The 21400-nt window shown below is 36.4% G+C and carries 16 protein-coding genes, 2 tRNA genes and 1 other annotated feature; of the genes, 4 read left to right on the top strand and 14 right to left on the bottom strand.

The window, feature by feature from the left end; all coding sequences use genetic code 11:
- Positions 1-249: 249 nt before the first annotated feature.
- The 6 genes from RU96_RS10270 to ezrA form a co-directional block, all read right to left on the bottom strand.
- A complete protein-coding gene (locus RU96_RS10270) occupies positions 250-2889 on the bottom strand; it encodes a valine--tRNA ligase (RefSeq protein ID WP_071865431.1) in 2640 nt (879 codons plus the stop codon).
- Positions 2890-3009: 120 nt separating this feature from the next.
- Positions 3010-3216: a binding site (T-box leader), on the bottom strand.
- Positions 3217-3256: 40 nt separating this feature from the next.
- Positions 3257-3748 (bottom strand): thiol peroxidase, encoded by a 492-nt coding sequence (tpx, locus tag RU96_RS10265; RefSeq protein ID WP_071865430.1) that lies wholly within the window; start codon positions 3746-3748, stop codon positions 3257-3259.
- A 97-nt stretch (positions 3749-3845) separates the two neighbouring features.
- Positions 3846-4505 (bottom strand): redox-sensing transcriptional repressor Rex, encoded by a 660-nt coding sequence (locus RU96_RS10260; RefSeq protein WP_071865429.1) that lies wholly within the window; start codon positions 4503-4505, stop codon positions 3846-3848.
- A 301-nt stretch (positions 4506-4806) separates the two neighbouring features.
- A complete protein-coding gene (gene thiI / locus RU96_RS10255; protein WP_071865428.1) occupies positions 4807-6018 on the bottom strand; it encodes a tRNA uracil 4-sulfurtransferase ThiI in 1212 nt (403 codons plus the stop codon).
- Between the two features lie 17 nt (positions 6019-6035).
- Positions 6036-7178, bottom strand: coding sequence for a cysteine desulfurase family protein (locus tag RU96_RS10250; RefSeq protein ID WP_071865427.1), 1143 nt, complete (start codon positions 7176-7178; stop codon positions 6036-6038).
- A gap of 217 nt (positions 7179-7395) precedes the next feature.
- On the bottom strand, positions 7396-9120 hold the full coding sequence (gene ezrA, locus RU96_RS10245) for a septation ring formation regulator EzrA (RefSeq protein ID WP_071865426.1): 1725 nt from the start codon (positions 9118-9120) through the stop codon (positions 7396-7398).
- A 475-nt stretch (positions 9121-9595) separates the two neighbouring features.
- Between ezrA and RU96_RS10240 the strand changes: the two genes are divergently transcribed.
- Complete coding sequence (locus RU96_RS10240) at positions 9596-10945, top strand: aspartate kinase (protein ID WP_071865425.1); 1350 nt, start codon at positions 9596-9598, stop codon at positions 10943-10945.
- Positions 10946-11026: 81 nt separating this feature from the next.
- Here the strand turns inward: RU96_RS10240 and RU96_RS10235 are convergent, their stop codons facing one another.
- Together RU96_RS10235 and RU96_RS10230 are read right to left on the bottom strand one after the other, a co-directional pair.
- On the bottom strand, positions 11027-11548 hold the full coding sequence (locus RU96_RS10235; RefSeq protein ID WP_071865424.1) for a pyrophosphohydrolase domain-containing protein: 522 nt from the start codon (positions 11546-11548) through the stop codon (positions 11027-11029).
- A 33-nt stretch (positions 11549-11581) separates the two neighbouring features.
- Entirely contained in the window at positions 11582-12418 is an 837-nt protein-coding gene (locus RU96_RS10230) for a Cof-type HAD-IIB family hydrolase (protein ID WP_071865423.1), read from the bottom strand.
- Positions 12419-12587: 169 nt separating this feature from the next.
- Here RU96_RS10230 and RU96_RS10225 point away from each other — a divergent pair, with 169 nt between their 5' ends.
- The gene (locus RU96_RS10225; RefSeq protein WP_071865422.1) at positions 12588-13556 is read left to right on the top strand and encodes an asparaginase; all 969 of its coding nucleotides are present in this window, start codon (positions 12588-12590) and stop codon (positions 13554-13556) included.
- Positions 13557-13698: 142 nt separating this feature from the next.
- Here the strand turns inward: RU96_RS10225 and RU96_RS10220 are convergent, their stop codons facing one another.
- From RU96_RS10220 to RU96_RS10195, 6 genes are all read right to left on the bottom strand, one after another.
- Complete coding sequence (locus tag RU96_RS10220) at positions 13699-14445, bottom strand: acyl-ACP thioesterase domain-containing protein (RefSeq protein ID WP_071865421.1); 747 nt, start codon at positions 14443-14445, stop codon at positions 13699-13701.
- Positions 14446-14480: 35 nt separating this feature from the next.
- Entirely contained in the window at positions 14481-15317 is an 837-nt protein-coding gene (locus RU96_RS10215; protein ID WP_071865420.1) for a fructosamine kinase family protein, read from the bottom strand.
- 19 nt (positions 15318-15336) lie between these two features.
- Positions 15337-16119 (bottom strand): tyrosine-protein phosphatase, encoded by a 783-nt coding sequence (locus tag RU96_RS10210; RefSeq protein WP_071865419.1) that lies wholly within the window; start codon positions 16117-16119, stop codon positions 15337-15339.
- A gap of 233 nt (positions 16120-16352) precedes the next feature.
- Positions 16353-17681, bottom strand: a complete 1329-nt coding sequence (locus RU96_RS10205) for a C1 family peptidase (protein WP_071865418.1) — start codon at positions 17679-17681, stop codon at positions 16353-16355.
- Positions 17682-17857: 176 nt separating this feature from the next.
- The gene (locus RU96_RS10200) at positions 17858-18847 is read right to left on the bottom strand and encodes an acyltransferase family protein (RefSeq protein ID WP_071865417.1); all 990 of its coding nucleotides are present in this window, start codon (positions 18845-18847) and stop codon (positions 17858-17860) included.
- 313 nt (positions 18848-19160) lie between these two features.
- Positions 19161-19234: transfer RNA gene (locus RU96_RS10195), tRNA-Asn, on the bottom strand.
- A 133-nt stretch (positions 19235-19367) separates the two neighbouring features.
- On the opposite strand from RU96_RS10195, the gene RU96_RS10190 reads away from it, so the two are divergent.
- Positions 19368-20585 carry a serine hydrolase domain-containing protein gene (locus RU96_RS10190; RefSeq protein WP_071865416.1) on the top strand — a complete coding sequence of 406 codons (1218 nt, stop codon included), beginning with the start codon at positions 19368-19370 and terminating at the stop codon, positions 20583-20585.
- Between the two features lie 375 nt (positions 20586-20960).
- Positions 20961-21033 (top strand) — tRNA-Thr (locus RU96_RS10185).
- Positions 21034-21400 lie beyond the last annotated feature (367 nt).

Raw genomic sequence — 21400 nt, 5'->3', positions numbered from 1 at the left:
CCACCTCACCGCTTCATTATAACAAACTCCCTTTATAAAGGCAGAGAGAAATAATTCAAATAGACAATTAAATTCGTGAGTTTCACTGATTTTTTCAAGTTTCTTGTATTTTTAACTTACTAGCATAGTAGTCTGTTTATAAAGCACAATCAAAGAACATCATGATAAACTTAGCTCTTACAAGAAAATTATTCCTTTAGTAAAAAAAGAACTTGGGAAGATAAATTCCCAAGTCCTACTTTTTTAAACTTATTGAATTGTACGTAGTTGTTCAATACGTTCAGCCACAGCTTTTTGTTTAGCCAAATAATCAGCTTCTTTTTCTCGTTCTTCGGCTACGACAGCTTCAGGAGCATTCGCAACAAAACGTTCGTTAGCAAGTTTGCCTTGTACTCGCTTCACTTCACTGTTCCATTTAGCCAATTCTTTTTCTAAACGTTGCAATTCTTCTTCAATGTTAATCAAACCTGCAAGTGGCAAGTAAATTTTAGCACCTGTTAGAACTGCTGACATTGCCAATTCTGGTGCATCAACTTCACCTGAAATAACCAATTCTTCTGGGTTACAGAAACGTTCAATATAATTTTTATTGGCTACTAAAAATTCATCGATTTCTTTATCCGTTGTATGAATCAATAATGTAATTGGTTTTGATAGCGGAGTATTCACTTCAGCACGAATATTTCGCACCGCCCGAATTAATTCAATCAGAAATTCCATGCCCTTAACAGCCGCAGCATCGTTAAATTCTTCATGAACAACAGGATAAGCAGCAGTGACTAAAGATTGCCCTTCATGTGGCAATTTACTCCAAATTTCTTCGGTTACAAAAGGCATAATTGGATGTAACAGACGTAGAATCTGGTCTAATGTATAAACTAAGATACTCTTGTTCATTTGTTTAGAACCTTCATCTTCACCGTATAAAACTTCTTTACTCATTTCAATATACCAGTCACAAAAATCATCCCAAATGAAGTTATATAATTGTCTACCGGCTTCCCCAAATTCAAAACGGTCAAATAGGTCAGTGACTTTTTCCACTGTTTCATTTAAACGAGTTAAAATCCAACGATCCGCTACTGTTTTTTCGCCTTCTAATTGAATATCACTAGCAGTCATACCTTCAACATTCATTAAAACAAAGCGAGAAGCATTCCAAATCTTATTGATAAAGTTCCAAGCTGCATCCATTTTTTCATAACTAAAGCGCACATCTTGACCAGGAGCTGAGCCATTTGATAAGAACCAACGTAAAGCATCTGCACCGTATTTATCAATAACATCCATTGGATCAATCCCATTACCCAATGATTTACTCATTTTGCGCCCTTGTTCATCACGAATTAAGCCGTGAATTAAAACATTGTTAAATGGACGTTCTCCGGTAAATTCCAAACTTTGGAAAATCATTCGGCTTACCCAGAAGAAAATAATATCGTAACCGGTAACTAAAGTATTAGTTGGGAAATAGCGTTTATAATCTTCACTATCAGTATCAGGCCAACCCATGGTTGAAAATGGCCATAAAGCAGAAGAAAACCAAGTATCTAATACATCCGGATCTTGCACCCAGTTTTCACTATCTGCTGGCGCTTGCATGCCAACATACATTTCACCTGTTTCTTTGTGATACCAAGCTGGAATTTGATGTCCCCACCATAATTGTCTGGAAATAACCCAGTCGTGCACATTTTCCATCCATCTTAAGAAAGTTTGATTAAAACGTGGTGGATAAAAATCAACTGCATCCTCTGTCGCTTGATTTTCAATCGCTTCTTTAGCTAAAGGTGCCATCTTTACAAACCATTGCGTAGACAACCGGGGTTCAACTACAACACCTGTTCGTTCTGAGTGACCAACATTATGGTTCATTTTTTCAACTTTAACTAAACGACCCATTTCTTTTAAATCTGAAACGATTAATTTTCTCGCTTCAAAGCGATCGAGATTAGCATATTTTCCAGCTAATTCATTCATCGTACCATCATCGTTCATTACATTTATCCGTGGTAAGTCGTGACGATTTCCCACCTCAAAGTCATTCGGGTCATGAGCCGGTGTAATTTTCACCACCCCAGTTCCAAATTCACGATCAACGTATTCATCAGCAATAATTGGAATTTCTTTGTTTACTAGTGGTAAAGTAACAGTTTTTCCAATATAGTCTTGATAACGTTCATCATCTGGGTGAACGGCTACCGCAGTATCACCTAACATGGTTTCTGGCCGAGTCGTTGCAATTTCTAATTCGCCGGTTCCATCACTTAAAGGATACGTCATGTGATAAAAAGCACCTTCAATATCTTTGTGAATGACTTCAATATCAGATAACGCAGTGCGCGCTTGTGGATCCCAGTTAATAATATATTCCCCACGATAAATCAAATCTTTTTCATACAAGGTTACAAAAACTTTGCGAACCGCTTCTGATAAACCATCATCTAAGGTAAAACGTTCCCGTGAATAGTCTAAAGAAAGTCCCATTTTTGCCCATTGTTGGCGAATATGGTCAGCATATTCTTCTTTCCATTCCCAAACTTTATCTACAAATTTTTCCCGACCCAAGTCGTAACGAGAAACGCCTTGTTCCCGTAATTTTTCTTCTACTTTAGCTTGGGTGGCAATCCCTGCGTGGTCCATCCCTGGTAACCATAAAGTATCAAAACCTTGCATTCGTTTTTGTCGAATAATCATGTCTTGTAACGTAGTATCCCAAGCATGACCCAGATGCAATTTCCCAGTTACATTTGGTGGTGGAATCACAATAGAATAAGGTTTGGCTTTTTTATCGCCACTGGGTTTGAATAAATCTTCATCGAGCCACTTTTGATAGCGACCTGCTTCCACTTCTTGTGGATTGTACTTAGTTGATAAATTATCAGACATTTTTTTGCCTCCTTAAAAGTTTTCAATACTTTTTTCAATTACTGGTTGGTTTACTGCTAGCAAAATACAAGTGGCATAAATTTCTCCTTTAAAAAGCAAAAAAGCCCTAAGATGCTAGCATCTTAGGACGTAAATTTACGCGGTACCACCTAATTTGTAGATTTCTCTACCTCTTAAGCGTGAGATAACGATCACGAAACGTTTGCTGAGACGATTCCCAGCAAAGACTCCCAAGCTACCTTCACAAAACTTGCGTAGAAATCTTTCAGCTCTGATTTCCTCTCTCTAACGCAGTTTTTTGCTACTCCTCTTGTTCAACGTCTGGGCTTATTCTACAATGAAGATAAGTTGCTGTCAAATCAGTTTTTTAGCTTAATTTTTTTGCCGCTGCTAAAGCTTTTGCATAATCAGGTTCTTGGCTAATTTCTGGGACAATTTCGCGATATTGAATAACACCATTTTTATCCAAAACAAAAATTACCCGCGCATAGCGCTCGGTTTCATTAACGAGTAGATGATAATTTTCATTCAATGTATTATCTGGATCGTGAAGCATCAGCATATCGACCCCTTCTTGGCCACACCAAGCTGCTTGCTCTTCTTTAGTATTATTAGAGATTGTCGCAAAATTAATTTCTTTAATTTGGCTAGCTTCTGTATTAAAGCGTTTGGTTTGAATTGCACAAATACGAGTATCAATATCTGGTATAATGCTTAAAATTGTGGGCTTTCCTAAAAAATCGGTGACAGAATGTTTTTTATCATCTAAATCTGCCAACGAAAAATTAGGGGCAGTCTCGCCAACTATTGGCTGAGTACCTGGTAATGTGACAGGTTGACCTTTTTTGGTTAATTCCATATTATCCACTCCTTTAACTAAGCAATCAAAAAATCGTCAGGACTTTTTTAATTATCTTAAGTATAGAGAATACCAAAGAAAAAACCAAAGATACTGCTTAACTATTGATTAGTGCTTTTTGATAATTTTGATCAAAGAAAATTAGCGTCTGTAATTCAGTCGTTAAATCAATGTATTGGACATGCACATTACTCGGTACATCGACACGATCCGGCGCAAAATTTAAAATCGCTGTGATTCCCGCTGCTACCATCACATTTACTGCCTCTTGTGAATATTGGCTTGGAACAGTCGAAATTGCCACCGTAACACACTTATCTTTAACAATTTCATCAAATTCTGCCATACTATGGATTTTGTGCCCATCGATAACTTGTCCAACCAAATTGGGATCATTATCAAACACTGCCACAATATTCAAATTACTATTGCGGCGAAAGTTGTTATTGGCCAATGCTTTACCTAAGTTACCAAAGCCAACTAAAGCAATCCGCTTTTCATCATTTGTATCTAAAATACTATTAAAAACTTCAATCAGATAACTGACATCATAGCCATACCCACTCCGACCTAATTCTCCTAAATGGGAAAAATCCCGCCGAATTGTCGCAGAAGGAACTTGGGTAATTTCTGCAAATTCTTTTGACTTAATTCTTTTTATCCCTGAATCTTGCAACATATTTAAGTAGCGTAGATATAAAGGTAGACGCTTAGCCGTTGCCTTAGGAATTTCTTTTAACTTACTATCTTCAACCATAATTGGCTCCTTTGTTCGTTTTTTCACATAGTAAGTTTATCATGCCTACCTGTAGCTCGCAAGTTATTTTAGTCGAATAACCATTTATTGAATATTATTTTAGCAGTAAAGAAACCGAATTCAACTTTCTAGCATGTAAACAATTGGTTTTCACTAGAGGTTGTGACCAGAGCTGCTTCTGTCACAACGTTTATTCGGAAAAAGGAGATGTAACAAGACTTTTGTCACATCTCCTTTAAGGTTTCCTTATTCAAATTTACTAAAGAAAACCGACTTCAACCGATTTTACAGTAAATTTCATCTATAATAAATCCGCAAATTCTGCTTCTTTTTCATCCGTTGCATTCGGAGTGATTTCTTCGATTTTCAAACCACTTAAAGCACGGGTAATCATACCATCAATATCTAATGCTTTCTCATAATGATGTACTTTGTCTAAATTCGGACGTGTTTTGGGTTGTGGTGGTGCAAAAATAGTACAGCAATCTTCAAAGGGTTGAATTGCCAACTCAAAAGTATCAATGGCCTGAGCAATCTCTATAATTTCCAATTTATCCATTGTAACAACAGGACGGATAATTGGGGTAGTTGAGACTTCATTAATCGCAACCATACTTTGTAGTGTTTGCGAAGCAACTTGACCTAATGACTCACCATTAATGATAACTAAACCTTTACGTGCCTCACGAATAGCATCTGTTAAACGTAACATCATTCGTCTAGTTAACGTCATCCAATAACCTTGGGGAACGTTCTTTTTGATTTCTTCTTGAATTTCTGTAAAAGGAACTTCAATAAATTGAATATTGCCGCCATAAGGTGTTAATTTTTCGGTTAAATCCTTCGCTTTTTGCAGCGCTTGTTCACTTGTATAAGGTGGACTAGCAAAATGGACGGCTTCAATTTCCACCCCGCGTTTCATCGCTAAATATCCAGCTACTGGTGAATCGATGCCACCAGAAAGCATTAACATGCCCTTGCCGCTTGTTCCGACTGGCAAACCCCCGGCACCTTTAATCGTTTCGTATGATAAATAAACGCCATCTAAACGAATTTCTACGCGTAAATTAATATCTGGCATTTTCATTTGTACTTTAATATCCGGATACAAAGAAAAAACATAGCTACCTAATGTTTGATTTAATTCATTACTCGTCAATTCAAAATCGTGATCAGAACGTTTCGCATTAATTTTAAAGGTCTCATGCCCCGTATAAGCATAAGCCATGATTTCTGCAATTCCGTCTTTAATAGCAGCTAGATTTTTTTCAACCCGTAAACTAGGGGAAAAATTTTGAATACCGAAAACTTTTTGTAAACGTTCAATTACAGGCGTGCTATCTTCGCCGTTTAATAAGATATGCATCCGATCCCGTTGCGCGTCAATTTTTAAGTTAGGATAAGCAGCCAATGCACTTTTAACATTCTCTGCTAATTGCATAATAAAGCTACGCCGGTTTTTGCCTTTAGTTGAAAGCTCACCATAGCGAACCATAATTTCTGTGTAATTCACAATAAAACTCCTGTCTATTAATTGATTTTACTAAATTTTTGGTATAGTTGATGAAAGATAATTAAAAATTGTTCAACTTCTGCCATAGTATTATTTTCATCCAGACTAACCCGAATTGCAGTTGTCGCAAGATTACTTGGCACATTCATCGCATGTAATGTACTACTTGCTACATGTTTTCGACTCGAACAAGCACTTGTGGTGGAAACATAAATTTGTTTTTCCTCTAAAGCATGAACTAAAACTTCACCACGAATATCTTTAATCCCAAAACATAAAATATGTGGCGCATACTCTTTTTCACCACTAAAAATTGTTACTTTTTCATATTTTGCTAAGGCTTCAAATAAATATTTCCGTAATGTTGCAACATGATCTGGTCGCTCTGCTTTTTTTTCAAGTGTTAAACGTAGTGCTTTAGCAGTCGCTACAATTCCGGCGACATTTTCTGTCCCACTCCGTTGATTATTTTCTTGTCCTCCGCCGGTTAATAGTGGCGCGATACGGCGACCTTTACGCCAAAAAATAAAACCTACGCCCCGGGGACCATGAAATTTATGCGCTGAAAAAGTAGCAAAATCTACCCGTGAAGTCAGCCATTTTTCTTGTGGGACTTTACCGATTGCTTGCACAGCATCGACATGAAAATGAATTTTAGGATAATCGGCTAAGACAGCACTAATAGCTTCAATTGGTTGGATTGCTCCGACTTCGTTATTCACCGCCATCACAGAAACTAAAATAGTGTCTTTACGGATCAATTCTTTTAATTTCATCACGTCGACTAAACCATCTTTTCCGACCGGTGCCACACTAACTTCAAAGCCATTTTCAGCCAGTTGAGCTGCGGTTTCACTCACAGCCGGATGCTCGACACTAGAGATAATAATATGGCGACCAAATTCCTTTTTATCAAGAGCAGTACCTTTTAAAACCCAATTATCTCCTTCTGTTCCGCCCGAAGTAAAATAAATTTCTCCTGCATCTACTGATAACAAATCGGCAATTTGTTTACGTGCTTGTTGCAATAAACGATTAGCCTGTGTACCTAAATCGTGTAGACTAGAAGGATTTCCAATAATACGTTGACTCGTCTTCATATATGCATCCAATGCAAGTGGCGCAATAGCGGTTGTTGCACTGTTATCAAAATAGATCATGAAAAAAAACTCCCCTTTTCAAATTCTTTCCTATTATAAACGGACATAGGTTTTGTTTCAAGGTAACATACTTTATGTTTTCCTAAAGAGCGGTTTTTCTCAACTAAGAAAAATTAACTGGTCGTTTAGCTTTGAAGCTCTTTTTAGCTTATCTTTTTTATTTATAAAAAACTTCCATTGTAAAGAAAAAAGCGAGCCCAGTTGGACTCGCTTTTCCTTAGACTAAATCGCGATTTTTGAAGTAGAAGTTTTCAATTCGTTTGAAAGCACCTGGTTCAACTCGTTCTAAGGCCGCACCAATTTCGTCTAAAGCGTCTTGGTAACGGTATTCTTTGTTAAATAGTTCTAATGAACCTTCAATGGCAGCTTTAATTTCAGCATGTGAATGCCGATAGCGATTAGCATATTGCATCATTTGTTCAGTTAAGGCCGCTGCATCTACTAAGTCATGAGTTCGAGTATCTAACTCTTTAATGTCAGCTTCACAGTTTTTCATGATTTTGTTTACATCTTCCATGTTGACGCGAATTTTATTTAAGGCTTTCCCTAAATCTTCTACTCGGTCAGTTGCCATAAAGAAAGATTCCAAGTAATCATTTGGTAAACCTGGTAAGCGTTGTTTTTCCACAAAGCGTTTTAAATTGCGTAATTGGAATTCAAATTGTTCCACTTTTTCTTGGGCAACTTTTTCACCCTTACGTAATTCTCTTAATTCATTGTCAATTTCAACTTGTTGATTTTCTAAATCATCTAAAATTTTGTAAGCATCTTTATAAAAAGCTTGTACTTCAGAAAATGGAATTTCATGAGCGTCCATTTTTGGTTCTAACGCTTTATTTTGTTTCGTCAATTCATCAATTTCACTTTGGAAACCACGAACGCGACCTAATTCATTATGATTTAAAGTATAACTTTGAGCAGTATGGTCAATTTCAATCATTAATTGATGGTTGTTGCGGTGCGCATGGGTAATATAATCGGCAATTACAGGTTTATTTTTAACCACGTAACGACGCGCATTAATTTCACGTTCCATCACATTGTAAAGTGAGTCAATGCCACTGGCTGTGTCACGATTAGCAACTTCGACAGTATCAACTTCTGTTTTTTCTAAATCTCCCATTGACGTTTCGACACGTTTTTTCACACGGTCAATTTCTGCTTGGAAGTTTTCTTCTGGGAAAACGTAATGATCTTCTAAAAGTTTTTTGTAACCATCTTGAATTTCTTTTAATTGATCTGGGAAAGTTTTATTTAATTCTTCGTAAGCCGCTGGGATGCGTTTCATCCGATCTTCTAACTCATAAGTATGTTTTTCAGCACTATCTAAGACTTCCCGCGCTTCAACGGGATCCCCTGAAGTATTTAATGTTACAAACTGAGTAAATTCAATTTCGATATTTTTAATTTGCTTTTGTAACTCTGAATAAGCAGGACCGAATTCTTCCCCTTGCTCCCGCAAGTTCTTCTTCAAGTCTTCATAAACATCCAAAGCTTTTTGAACTTCTAGTGAATTGCGTTCTTCGCTTTCGCGTAATTCTTTTAAGCCATCGCGAATCTCTGCCACTTCTTTTTCCATTGTATCCATGGTTTGTTCTGCATCGACAATCGCGTTTTTAGCTTTAAAGAAACGGAATGTTTCATTTAAACTTTCAACTTCGAAAATTTGACTTTCAAGTTCTGCAAAAGAAGAAGTAGAGATATCATTCCATTTTTGATTCCATTCCCGGAAAGTATTTTGGCTTTGTCCCACCAAATGCATCTTCTTAACATCGTCAACTTCTTCTAAGACCGGTAGATCAAAAAGCTTCTCCCTACGATCTTCTAGTGCTTGTAAGCGTTCCTGATTTTTCTTTCTCATGAAATAACTGATCAGATACAAGATCGCTGCCACCACAATAATGGCGATGACTATTCCAATGACTACATTACTACTTCCCATTGATGGTTCCTCCACTTTCAAAATAAATATCAGTATTATATGCTGCCTGACAGCTTTTTTTCTTATCTAAAATACTATAATTTTTCTACTATAGTATTGAACAATGACAATCAGTCCAGAAGACATCTACGCTAGATTATAACACAAAGAAAAAAGACTGGCACTAAAGAATAGCAAAATCTTTACAATTTTTTTCAGAAGTCGGTTTTCACAAGCGCTGGACAAAAAAACTCTTTATAAACTCTTAAAAATCTTTTTTTGATAATTTTAGTTTGTGAGCCATTTAGCAATAAACCTTGCTTTTTAGAGCAGATTTTTGTAACCTTATAAGAAATAATTACAGCCTAACACTTAAATGCGATTTTATTGGTTAGTAAACTCGCTTTGCTTTACGAAATAAAACGGCACTGTAAAATGTAGCAAATCGGTTATTTTATCATTTGCTACTAAAACAACTAAAAAAGGAGATACTATGATGAAAGTAGTGAAATTTGGCGGAAGTTCACTGGCTTCTGCCCAGCAAGTTCAAAAAGTCATCGAAATTATTGGCGCTGATCCAACTAGAAAATTCGTGGTAGTATCTGCTCCTGGTAAACGGGACCAAGAAGATACTAAAGTGACTGACCACCTGATTGCGTTTTATGAAGCCAAAATAAAAGGTCTTGATGTTGGTGATTTAATTGCAACAATTGTTGAACGGTATCAATCGATTGCTAAAGCATTTCATGTCGATGAAAGAATCTTGGTAGAGATTAAAACACATTTAGAAAAATTGGCCTCTCTTCCTGTGGCAGGCAATGAATTTTTAAAAGATGAGATCGTTGCTAGCGGAGAAGATAATAACGCCAAATTAATCGCCGGTATTTTACAGGCTAAAGGCATGAATGCCCGCTATGTTAATCCTAAAGATTTTGGCATTATCGTTTCCAGTGAACCGGGAAATGCGCGGATTTTATTTAAAGCTTATCAAAAAATGAAACAGTGGGCCGATACAAAAGAGATCTTAATTATCCCTGGTTTTTTTGGTTACACAGAAGGCGGTCAAGTCTGTACTTTTTCTCGAGGTGGTTCTGATATTACCGGCTCGATTGTCGCTGCTGGGGTAAAAGCTGATTTATATGAAAATTTCACCGACGTTGATGGTATTTATGCGGCCCATCCTGGCTATATTCATAAACCAGAAATTATCAAAGAGTTAACTTATCGCGAAATGCGTGAATTAGCCTATGCTGGTTTTACCGTTTTCCACGACGAAGCGCTCATGCCATCTTATCGGGCTAAAATTCCCGTTGTCATCAAAAATACTAACAATCCCCATTGCCAAGGGACAAAAATCACCAATTCCCGTCATGCAACCGACAATCCGGTCGTAGGAATTGCTAGTGATGAAGGCTTTACTATGATCTATATTAATAAATATTTGATGAATAGAGAGATTGGTTTTACGCGCCGGGTTTTAAGTATTTTAGAAGATTTTGGCTTAAGTTATGAACATATGCCTTCTGGAATTGATGATATTTCAATTGTCTTACGGGCCAATCAATTGGATAAAACATTAGAAGAAGAATTGCTACGTACGCTAGCTTATGAAATTGATCCTGATGAATTACGCATCACCCATGACCTTTCGATGATTATGGTCGTAGGAGAAGGCATGCGCCAACGAGTAGGTTGTACTGCTGAAAGCACCGCTGCTTTAGCCCGCAAAAAAATCAACTTGGAAATGATTAACCAGGGATCATCTGAAGTTAGTATTATGTTTGGCATTCATAAAGAACAAGAAAAACTCGCTATTCGGACTCTTTATTATACTTTTTTTGACTAAGTAAAAAAAAACAGCACCAAACGTAAATTAGTGAAGTAACCCCAAAAGTTAGACTTTTTGGTCTAACTTTTGGGGGTCGGCTCAGTTTTCACGTTTAGCGCTGTTTTTTTGTCGTTCTAATTCCGCTGCAATTTTTGCTTCTGGGGCATATAAAGCTTGCCAGTTTGCCGGTTTTAACACTTTATTTGTGATTGGATCATAATGTGGTTTCCCATCTGGAAAAAGTTTTTTCATATTAGCCTCATGGACAATTTCCATCATCGGTTCGGGGTCAATTCCCATTAACGCAAATGAACCATAAGTTAAATAAAGTAAATCGACTAAGGCATCCACCTGCCCGACTAGCGTGTCAGAATGTTTTTTATCACGAGATTTTGTTAAAATTTTATGGACTGCCGTGTCAACTTCATCATGAAGTTTTTTTACAGCTAGCTGAAATTTTTCTTCGTCTTGGGTACTTGCATATAAAAATTCAATTAATTCTTCTATTTTAAAGCCCGCGCGAAATGTCGCTTCTTCTAAAGAAAAAGCCGTCGGTGTCTGGGGAATGCGCGCATCAAAAATTTGATGAAATTCTTGGGCCATCTCATACGGTTTTGTCATCGACTGAAACTCCTACTCATTTGCTTACTCTTATTAGATAATATGATAATAGCGCAATGCTTGTGCGATTCCATTGTGGTTATTGGTATCTGTGACGTAGCTTGCTGCTTCTTTTGTGATTCGTTTGGCATTTCCCATCGCCACACCAATTCCTACGCCTTTTAACATTGAAATATCGTTGTAGTGATCACCAAAAGCCATCGCTTCAGATACCGCAATCCCTTTATGTTGCAAAAAGACTTCAATGCCTTTTAGCTTAGAGCCACCTTTTGGCACGATATCGACTGAAAAAGAATTGGAACGATGAAAACCACAATTAGGCAGTTCTTTTTGCAAAAGCTCTGTTTCAGATTCAGGACTTAACATCATACATTGGTAGATTGGCTGATTTAAAATACTCATCTTTTCATAATGATCATCTTTTTTATAAAAGCTGACAGCTTGCATCACATTTTGCATCGTTTTAACCGGAAACCGGCGGGGAATAAAACGCGCTAGCCGCTGCACAACGGCAGACTGACCAATCCGCATCAAACGACTCCCAGCAACTTCATTTCTTGTCCCAAAATTAATCGAGCGATTGTGAGCATCCGCAAACTGCGTCACCTCTTCTAAAACAGCAGGCTTAAACGATTGCGCAAAAATGGTTTGTCTTGGCGTGTAAACTAATTGGCCATTATAAGTGACAAACATATCCAAACCAACGTCATCTAAAAGTTCTTTAACCTTCACTGGATCACGTCCAGTCGCTACACCTACGTAAATATTTTTTGCCTGCGCTTTTTTAATGGCTTCTTTTGTGCTGGATAAGACTTTGCCATTATCGGCTAAAAGAGTCCCATCTATATCAAAAAAAATTGCTTTAATCATATCCTATCCCTTTTCATTTTACTACATTTTAGTTTACCACAAAGAGTGGACAAATCTCTATTTTATAAAATCAAAATATCTTTTTTCGCTCTAGTTTATCTAGTAGCAATCCGCTACAATAAACACTGTAAAACTTATTCCTATTTCAAAGTATGAAAGGAAATGCAGTATGAAAAATTTATTAGTCTTACACACAGGTGGCACAATTGCTATGAAAGAAGACCGTTTAACCGGTGGTGTCAGCCCTGATGTGGCCAATCCATTAATGGATGCCAATTTAGAAATTCCCGCTAATATCAACTTAGTGGTAGAAGATATTTTTAATTTACCTAGTCCCCATATGACGCCAGTGGAAATGTTGCAGCTAAAAGAACGCATTCAAGATGCCAAATTAAGTGGTTATGATGGTGTGGTTATTACCCACGGTACAGATACGTTAGAAGAAACAGCTTTTTTCCTCGATACTACCATTGGTAACTTGTTACCGATTGTTCTTACTGGGGCAATGCGATCTAGTAACGAACTCGGTAGCGATGGCCTTTATAATTTTGTGACCGCTATTCGTGTGGCCGCTTGCGATGAAGCCAAAGAAAAAGGTGTTTTAGTAGTGATGAATGACGAAATTCATTCCGCTCGTTATGTGACAAAAACCCATACAACCAATGTTGCAACTTTTCGCACCCCAACTTTAGGTCCAGTTGGCTTGGTTACCAAAAGTCGGATTATTTTTATGCAGGAAGTTTTACCAACTACTCACATTGATGTCGATACCGTCACTGGGATGATTCCAATTGTAAAAGCTTATGCGGGGATGCACGGAGAATTATTTGAAGCATTGGCTCAAAGTAACATTGATGGGCTTGTCATTGAAGCATTAGGCGCTGGCAACTTACCCCCTGATACCATTCCGCCATTGAAAAAACTATTAGCACAAAAAGTTCCAATCGTATTAGTCTCCCGCTGTTTTAACGGTATTGCAGAAGCTGTTTATGATTATGAAGGCGGTGGTGCACAATTACAAAAAATGGGTATTATTTTTGCCAACAGCATTAATTCGCAAAAAGCCCGCTTAAAATTACTAATTGCCAAAAACCGGCAACTAACAACCGCAGAATTAAAAGCTTTTATTGAACAATAACCAATTAATAAATAAAATCAGACTAAAATAATTAGTTTTAGACAATAAACCGGATTATGACACTTATGTTTGTCATAATCCGGTTTATTTAGCAAAAATGCTATTTTATTGATAGTATTTCTAATAAAACTTGTACCACTAGCTATTTTTCTAATTCTTTTGTTTGCCACAAAATATTTGCTTCACAGTAAAGTTGTTCACCAATTCTAATTTCATGACGACTTTCAATCCCATTATCTGTTACAATTTCGAAATGGCTCATCACTTCATTGCCATATTCCACTTCTTTGTCAAAACGGATATTTACTTCATAAGGAACATGGGTCGTCAAAAAATCAAAACCTAATACATCAATCATCCAATTGAAATACATGGCATTGTTGACATGCTGGTTACTGTCAATATCATAAAACCTTACGCGATAAGGTAAACTTTTTCCAGCTGAAATTTTCGGAATTGCTTTAAAACGTTTAATACGCTTAATTTTTTCACTTTCAAAAGGTGCGATGATTTCTTCTGGTACACTTGCCATTTTTCTATTTTCAATATCCATCAGGACAAAAACAGATTCAATCATAAGCAGTTCATTACCTTCTTCATCGTGAAACCAAAAATTCCGATAGCAAAAATATTTATTGTATTCCATTGCTTGGGTGGTAATTTGAATTTTTTCGCCAACTTTTGGTAAACGCTGAATTTGAAAATGATAGTTGGTGATAACCCAAGTTAAGCCAAAGCGATGAATAAACTCGGCACTACGATTTAAGGCATCACTTTGTTCTTCTGATGTTTTAATTGCCACACCAATCATAGCTGGAAATGTCATTGTTTGATTGACATCACATTCATAATAAGCCACTTCATGGTTGCGGCTATATTTTACTGCCACAAAAAATTCCTCCTAAATTTGCCACCTCAATTTAGCTAGTTAAAACGTTGCAAAATTTCATCTACTTGCTTGCCGTAACTTTCGCCAAACTGATTTAAATGTACAAGTAAATAATATAGTTGATAAATGGGTTGCCGTTGCTCCCAACCAGTTGCAAGTGGAAATAAATCTTGATAAGTTTGAAAAAATTCTGCCCGAAACCCACCAAAAAGTTGAGCCATAGCCAGATCCATTTCCCGATCACCATAAGAAACAGCCGGATCAATCAAAACAGGCTGTCCCATTTTATCAAAGAAATAATTGCCACTCCAAAAATCACCATGTAATAAGCTCGGCGCAACTTCTCGCTTTTGCCAATTTTCATAGATTACTTCTTTTAAGCGTAAATACTGCTCCTCTCGGACTGGATTCCATACATTATGAAGCTTTGCTAATTCCACTTGCACATCCAAGCGGCAAGTTAAAAAATAATTTACCCAATTATTTGTTTGGGCATTCACTTGTGGTAAAACGCCAATATAATTATCTTCATAAAAACCAAATAACTCTTGCGTATGGTGATGAAGCGTACTCAAAGTTGCCGCTAGCTCTTCTTGACTACCTTCTCCAGGCTCAATCCATTCCATAACCAAATAAGAACCCTCAGCAGTTTGACCCCAATTATACACTTGCGGCACACGGACAAAATCAGCCAATTCTTTTAGACCATTGATTTCAGCTTGAAAAAAAGTTTCCTCAATTCCCGGATGAAACTTTAAAAAGTAATTATTTTCATCCGTTACAATCCGGTAGTTTTGATTAACATCCCCGCCAGCAATTGGAATCGCCTTACCATCAGGTGCCAATGAAGCTAAGATTTCTTTTGGTAACATCTTCATCCACTCCTTACTTCTATTTGGTTAGATATAATTTTTGTAAATCGCTGATTTCACCAGTTGTAAATCCTAAACCTTCTTTTGCATAGTTTGTTAAGCTACCATAATGTTCTCTAGCTGCTGTATAACTTTCATTTAAATACGCCTCATCTGCCTTCATTAGCGCTTCGATCCCATTTACCAGCAGTTCAGGCGCGCCTTGTTTTTTAGCTGCTGCGGTCATGTTTGCTATGCGATCATTTAAATATTGGTTGGTAGCTAGATAATCTGTCATAATCGTTTGTTGCTCTACGCCAAGTAAATCCAATACCAAAGCAGCACCAAACCCCGTTCGATCCTTTCCAGCTGTACAATGGAAAAGGACACTTTTTTGCTCACCACTATTAGCCAAAAGAATTTGTAAAAATTCTTGGTAAGCTTTTTTCGCATGCTCATCTTCAATAAAGTGACGATAAACTTTTATCATTTGAGCTTGAGCTGTCATTCCTTGTTCCAATTGTTTCAAAAGTTCTTGCGGCGAAATTGACGCTTTAGTTTCGTCATGACCAAATACAGGCAAAAAATACTCTTTTGCCGTTGGAATTTTTTTATCTGGTGCATCTTTGGCTTCGCTAGGCGAGCGAAAGTCGACAACATCTGTTACACCGTATTGTTGTAACGCTTCTCGATCACGTACTGATAAATCAGATAGACTCGCACCTCGTACTACTTTGTTAAACTTTACCGTCCCATTTGGGGTTTTGTACCCGCCTAAATCACGGACATTTTCTGCTTTTTCTAATGGAATAATTTTTACCATCTTTTTCTGCCTCCTTTTAAATGACTGGGCAAATTTAGCTCGTCTTCTTATTTAATAAAAAGTATAACAGAAAATTAAAAAGACCGTCTTCAAATTGAATAGCTTAACTGGTTTTTTCTTTAAAAAAGGACTAGATTATTGCCAAAATTGACAAAATCCAGTCCCAAAAATTATTCGTTTAAAACTTTTGTGCCCATTTTGTCCCGCAGATCTTTAGAGGACTATCACCCTTACTACGCCAATGCGCCCATTGGATCCCAAGGTGCTAAAACGGTTGGTGTTTTTTCATAAGCTGCCAATTGCTCTGGTGTTAACAAGTCTTTACGGACAACGATTTGATAAGTATATTCATCCATCCATTCATCACTCATCACAAAGAAACCTTTAGTGCCAACTTTTTCGCCCCAACTGTTTTCTACTTTCCATTTTGTTGATTGACCTGCTACAACATCAACACCGGTTAAGACCATCGCGTGAGTCATCAAACTTTCACCAAAGTCTAAACGTTCAGCTTTCGTCATTGTAAAATCAATATCAAACAAGTCATTCATATCATAAGCATCCATTGCCATAATACCAGAATCACGGGTTGAAGATTGACCAACATCACAGCCAAACCAAACAGATTCTCCTTGTTCAAGTTGTGCAACTGCCAATTTTTTGAAAGTAGTCATATCTACATTTAGATATTTCACTTCTTTTCCACCTACTACATTGCCTAACATTTCAACTGTATAGGATTGGTTGTAAGGTTTATCTGCAGTTGGCGCATTAATAATGCTGACATAGTCATTTAAATTTACTCCGACATATTTTTCATAAAAACTTTGTGGTGTAAGATTTTGATCTAAATGATAATTTTTTTCTTCATCACGATATTCAAAATCAAAAGTTTCTGGTGGGTTACCTAAAGAAATAGCTAAAAAGTTATAGACTTCTTCTAACATTTTTTCTTTAGCGCTTTGAATTTCACTAGCATCTTTACCAGCAGCGACTAATTTTCGCAATGTAACGGCATCTTTACGTAATTTTTTATTTAAATAGTTATTCAAATCCCGTGAATTAGAAGAGTTACTGCTTTCTGGCATAGCTGTCTTTGGTACCACACCATATTTTTCAAAGATTGAAACAATCATATCCCATTGTCCGCCATCTTGTTGGGGTGTTTGCAAAAGAAATGCCACTTTACGACTTGTTAATTCTTCTGAGGCAGTAGCCAAAATATTTTCATAAAAGTAGTTAGCTTTTTCGTATTTATCCCAGAAAAAAGTATAGTTTTGGGACAATTCAAAATCCTTTAAATTAAAAGCGTTCAACATTTTATGACGGAAAGTGTTTAATGCGGCAAACATCCAGCACCGACCGGATTGCATTTGGTTGGCGACTTTCCCAGTTGCAAGATCAACTGAAAAAACCGGCACATTATTTACATGGGCGCTCATATTTTCCGCTGAAGCGCTAATGCCGTTTTTTACTACCCCTCGTTGTAATGCGTTTTGTTTGTTGTTTTCTTTAAAGGCAGCAGCAAATTTGGCTGTCAATTCTTTGTCGATTGCTGACATTTTCTTCATCCTCTCACATTGAAATAACATACTTTTTTATTTTACTCCTGCCACCAGAAAATTACAACTGATGGGAAAATTCTGACAATTTTATTTTCTATTGCACTTTTCCTGATATTTCTTCTACTTCTTTGTCTAAGTGTCGGACCAAAAAGCGCAATTTTTCATCTTGATGTTTATAATTGTTGTCGGATTTTTTTGCGAAACTTTTCTTGAAAATTTGTATAAAATTCTTGCCATTTAGGTGAGGCAAGCACAAATGTTAAAGCGACACTAAAGATAAGTAAGCTGATAAAACCGATAAAACCTAGATTAAATTCAGCAATATTTAACGCACGTAATCCTTTGACTACAAAACCTTGTAATAAATAGACTGTCAAAGTATTGCGCCCCAAATCAGAATAGAACGTCTTTTGTCTTGGTATGATAAGTAAAAACGACAATATCCCAACAAAGCCTAAAACGAGCACCAGTAAACGAATAAAAGCGCCTAATTGGGGATCACTAAGAAAATCTGCATAAGGTTTTGAACCAAATACCAAATATTTATTAAACGTTTCAAATTGACTTATAAAAGCAAAGATACTACCAAACCCAACTAATGCAAAAGAGTAGCGATGACTTTGACGTATTGCCACTAATTTTTCCCAAGAAAAATAATGCCCAATTAAAAAGAAAGGTAAAAATACAAAAGTCCGCTGCATTGCCAGATTTCGATCAATAAACGGTAAATACCCTACCAGTAAAGCTAAAAGAATACTTACAGTAATCGCAATAAGTGGCGACATTTTTTTAAAGAGTGTTAAGGAACATTGCCAACAAAAAAGGCTGACTAAAAACCATAATGACCAGTTCGGTAGCAACAGATTCCACGAAAAACTATCTTCTAAACCAATCAAAGCATAGTAACTGGAATATATCAGCTGAAAAATTAGATAAGGCAGTAAGGTTTTCTTTATTACTTTATTAAGATTCCCCTTTTGCAATCCCTTCGAAAAATAGCCCGCAATCAAAATAAACGCTGGCATATGAAAAATAAAGATGAAATAGTAAAGATTATGATATCCCTGCCAGTCCTCAATAAATGGCTCTAGTAAATGGGTGAAGACAACCAGAATCATTAAAATGAATTTTGCATTGTCAAAAAAAGCCAATCGCTGCTTCATACTCTTAATATCCTCCTCTAGTCCTTTACATTACGAACGTAGTTATCACTACAAAAAGGATACCAAATAAAACTTAAACTTACCTTTAAAGACGTTTTCATTTGTTTAACAAGCATTTTACAAAAAGGACTAACCCATTACAAAGTATCATTGCTAAAGTTCTTTTATCGCACAAAAAAACTGGAAATCCATACGCTAAAGGACTTTTATGACATAAAATAAAGCGATAAAAAGTATGAATTATTAATCTTTCTCACACCGGAAAAAGATTCCAAAAGCACAAAAAAAGCTCTCGCATAAAGCGAGAGCTAAACTCCGGCAGTAGGACTCGAACCTACGACATCATGATTAACAGTCATGCGCTACTACCAACTGAGCTATGCCGGAATACTGTAACAATATGATAGCAATTCTTTTAAATTTTCGCAAGATTAATTTAAACTTTTTCTCCACTTTTTTTAAAATACTTTTCTTTTTCTAAAAAGACGAGTAAAATAAATTGAATTTTGGAGGTAGAATTATGCGGGGACGTCACTTTAAAAGTAAGAAAAATCGATTTATATTTCCTTTAATTTTAGTATTAATCGTTGGCGGATTAGGGTATTGGCTTTATGGTAATCGAGAAGGTCTTTTCTTTGCCACAGCGAGTACCACCGAAAATACAACAGAACAAAGCACCAGCACTTCAAGTTACTCAGAAAATGAAACAAACAACAACGAAACGATTACATCTGCTTTATCTGCAGCGGAATATCAAAATCTAAGTAAAGATTTACTAGCACCAAGTGGGGAATCTTTTGACACACGGTTAAAATTGGAAAATTTTGTCGGAACTGCGCTAATAGTTAAAAATGGTCAGATTATTTTGCAACAAGGTTATGGCTATCAAGACTTTGCAAATCAAAAACGCAATAGTGTGGCTTCTCTTTACCAAATAGGTTCGGTTCAAAAAAGTTTAACAGCTACTTTAATCTATAAACAAATTGAAGCAGGTCGTTTAACTTTAGATACACCATTAAGCCAATTTTTCCCACAAATTTATGGTAGCGAAAATATCACGATTAAACAGATGTTGCATATGACTTCTGGCCTTGCACTACCGGAGATTCCTTTAAGTGTTAAAAATGAAGCAGAAGTCGTGAATTTTGCTGTGAATAATGCGCAAATCAAATACAGTGGTCGCTTTTTTTATTCACCTGTAAACTACGTATTATTAGCAGGTATTTTACGACAAATTACCCATACCAGTTATTCACAACTTATCCAACAAACATTTGTTAAGCAAATGGGATTAAAAATTATTGAGTACCCTAATTGGTACCAAAATTCGAATCACACTGTGTCTTATGGCGGAAAAGATGCCGCTGATTACAGCCAAGTCGTTACTGAAAAAAATGGCCAATTTGTGCGCGAATTAGGAACAGGAAATCTAGCTATGACTACAGGTGATCTCTACTGGTACTACCATCAACTGCTATCTGGTAAGTTAGTAAATCCAACTATTTTAAATGCCGCGTGGCAGCGTGAAACAAAAGCCACTTATAATGGTGGACAATACGATAAAGGACTTTACCTACGTGCTAATGGCATGATTGCCTCCCAACATTGTATGGTGTTAATCAGTAAAGACGGTCAAAATGCTGTTTTACTACTCAGCAATCACGGAAATGTATTAAATCACAAGACCCTCATGAATGAACTCTATCAAGATTTAACCGGTACTATAGCAAATTTTTAAATCTTAGTTTTACAATAAAAATGCGAGAAAATTAGCTAAATTTTTCTCGCATTTTTTATTTTAAGCTTTAAACCAGATTTCGTGCGCAAAGCTAGGAAATAAAAATCCCTTAGTTAAAGTTACAATATAGTTGTTCAGACCTCTAGGAACGAAAAGAAGGGTTTTAGTTGGCAAATAAAGTAAATAGCGTAGCCCAGATAAAATGGTTTGTAAATAACAGATTATATTCACGCCAAAGTATAGAAAAAACAATTTATAATTAATACCGCGTAAAATTAAGCAAATAATTCAACTAAATTTCTCCTTTAAAAAGCATTGACTTTGAGAATTAGCTTCGCTATAATATTGCTTGTGCTTCAAAGAAATAACACTATTGCCGCCTTAGCTCAGCTGGTAGAGCACCACCATGGTAAGGTGGGGGTCGCCGGTTCAAGCCCGGCAGGTGGCTCTTATTAGAACCTTGATAATTCAAGGTTCTTTTTTTTATTATCACCTTGTTCTTTTTTTATTATCACCTTTTCCAACTTGCTTTTTTCCAATCTATAACTATCTAAATAATAATCAATTTTAGCTTCTAAATTACTTTTCTAAAGATAATTTCTGTTTTTCACATAATGAACTCTTGTGCATTGCTTACAATCTCGCAATAATATTTCAGTAAAAAATATTGTTTATTTTTAACAAGCTGTGTAGTAGGTCAAATTAACTATGCTTCATAGTATTTCAAAATACGTGATTATTAACAAAGTAGTAATGATACTTCTGATATTAATCACCTGATTGAACTTATTTTAAAAATCATAACCACCCTTCAA

Source organism: Enterococcus canintestini (assembly GCF_001885735.1).
Lineage (GTDB): Bacteria > Bacillota > Bacilli > Lactobacillales > Enterococcaceae > Enterococcus_C > Enterococcus_C canintestini.
The sequence above is the reverse complement of the archived record's forward strand: the minus strand, read 5'-3'. Positions and strand labels throughout refer to the sequence as shown.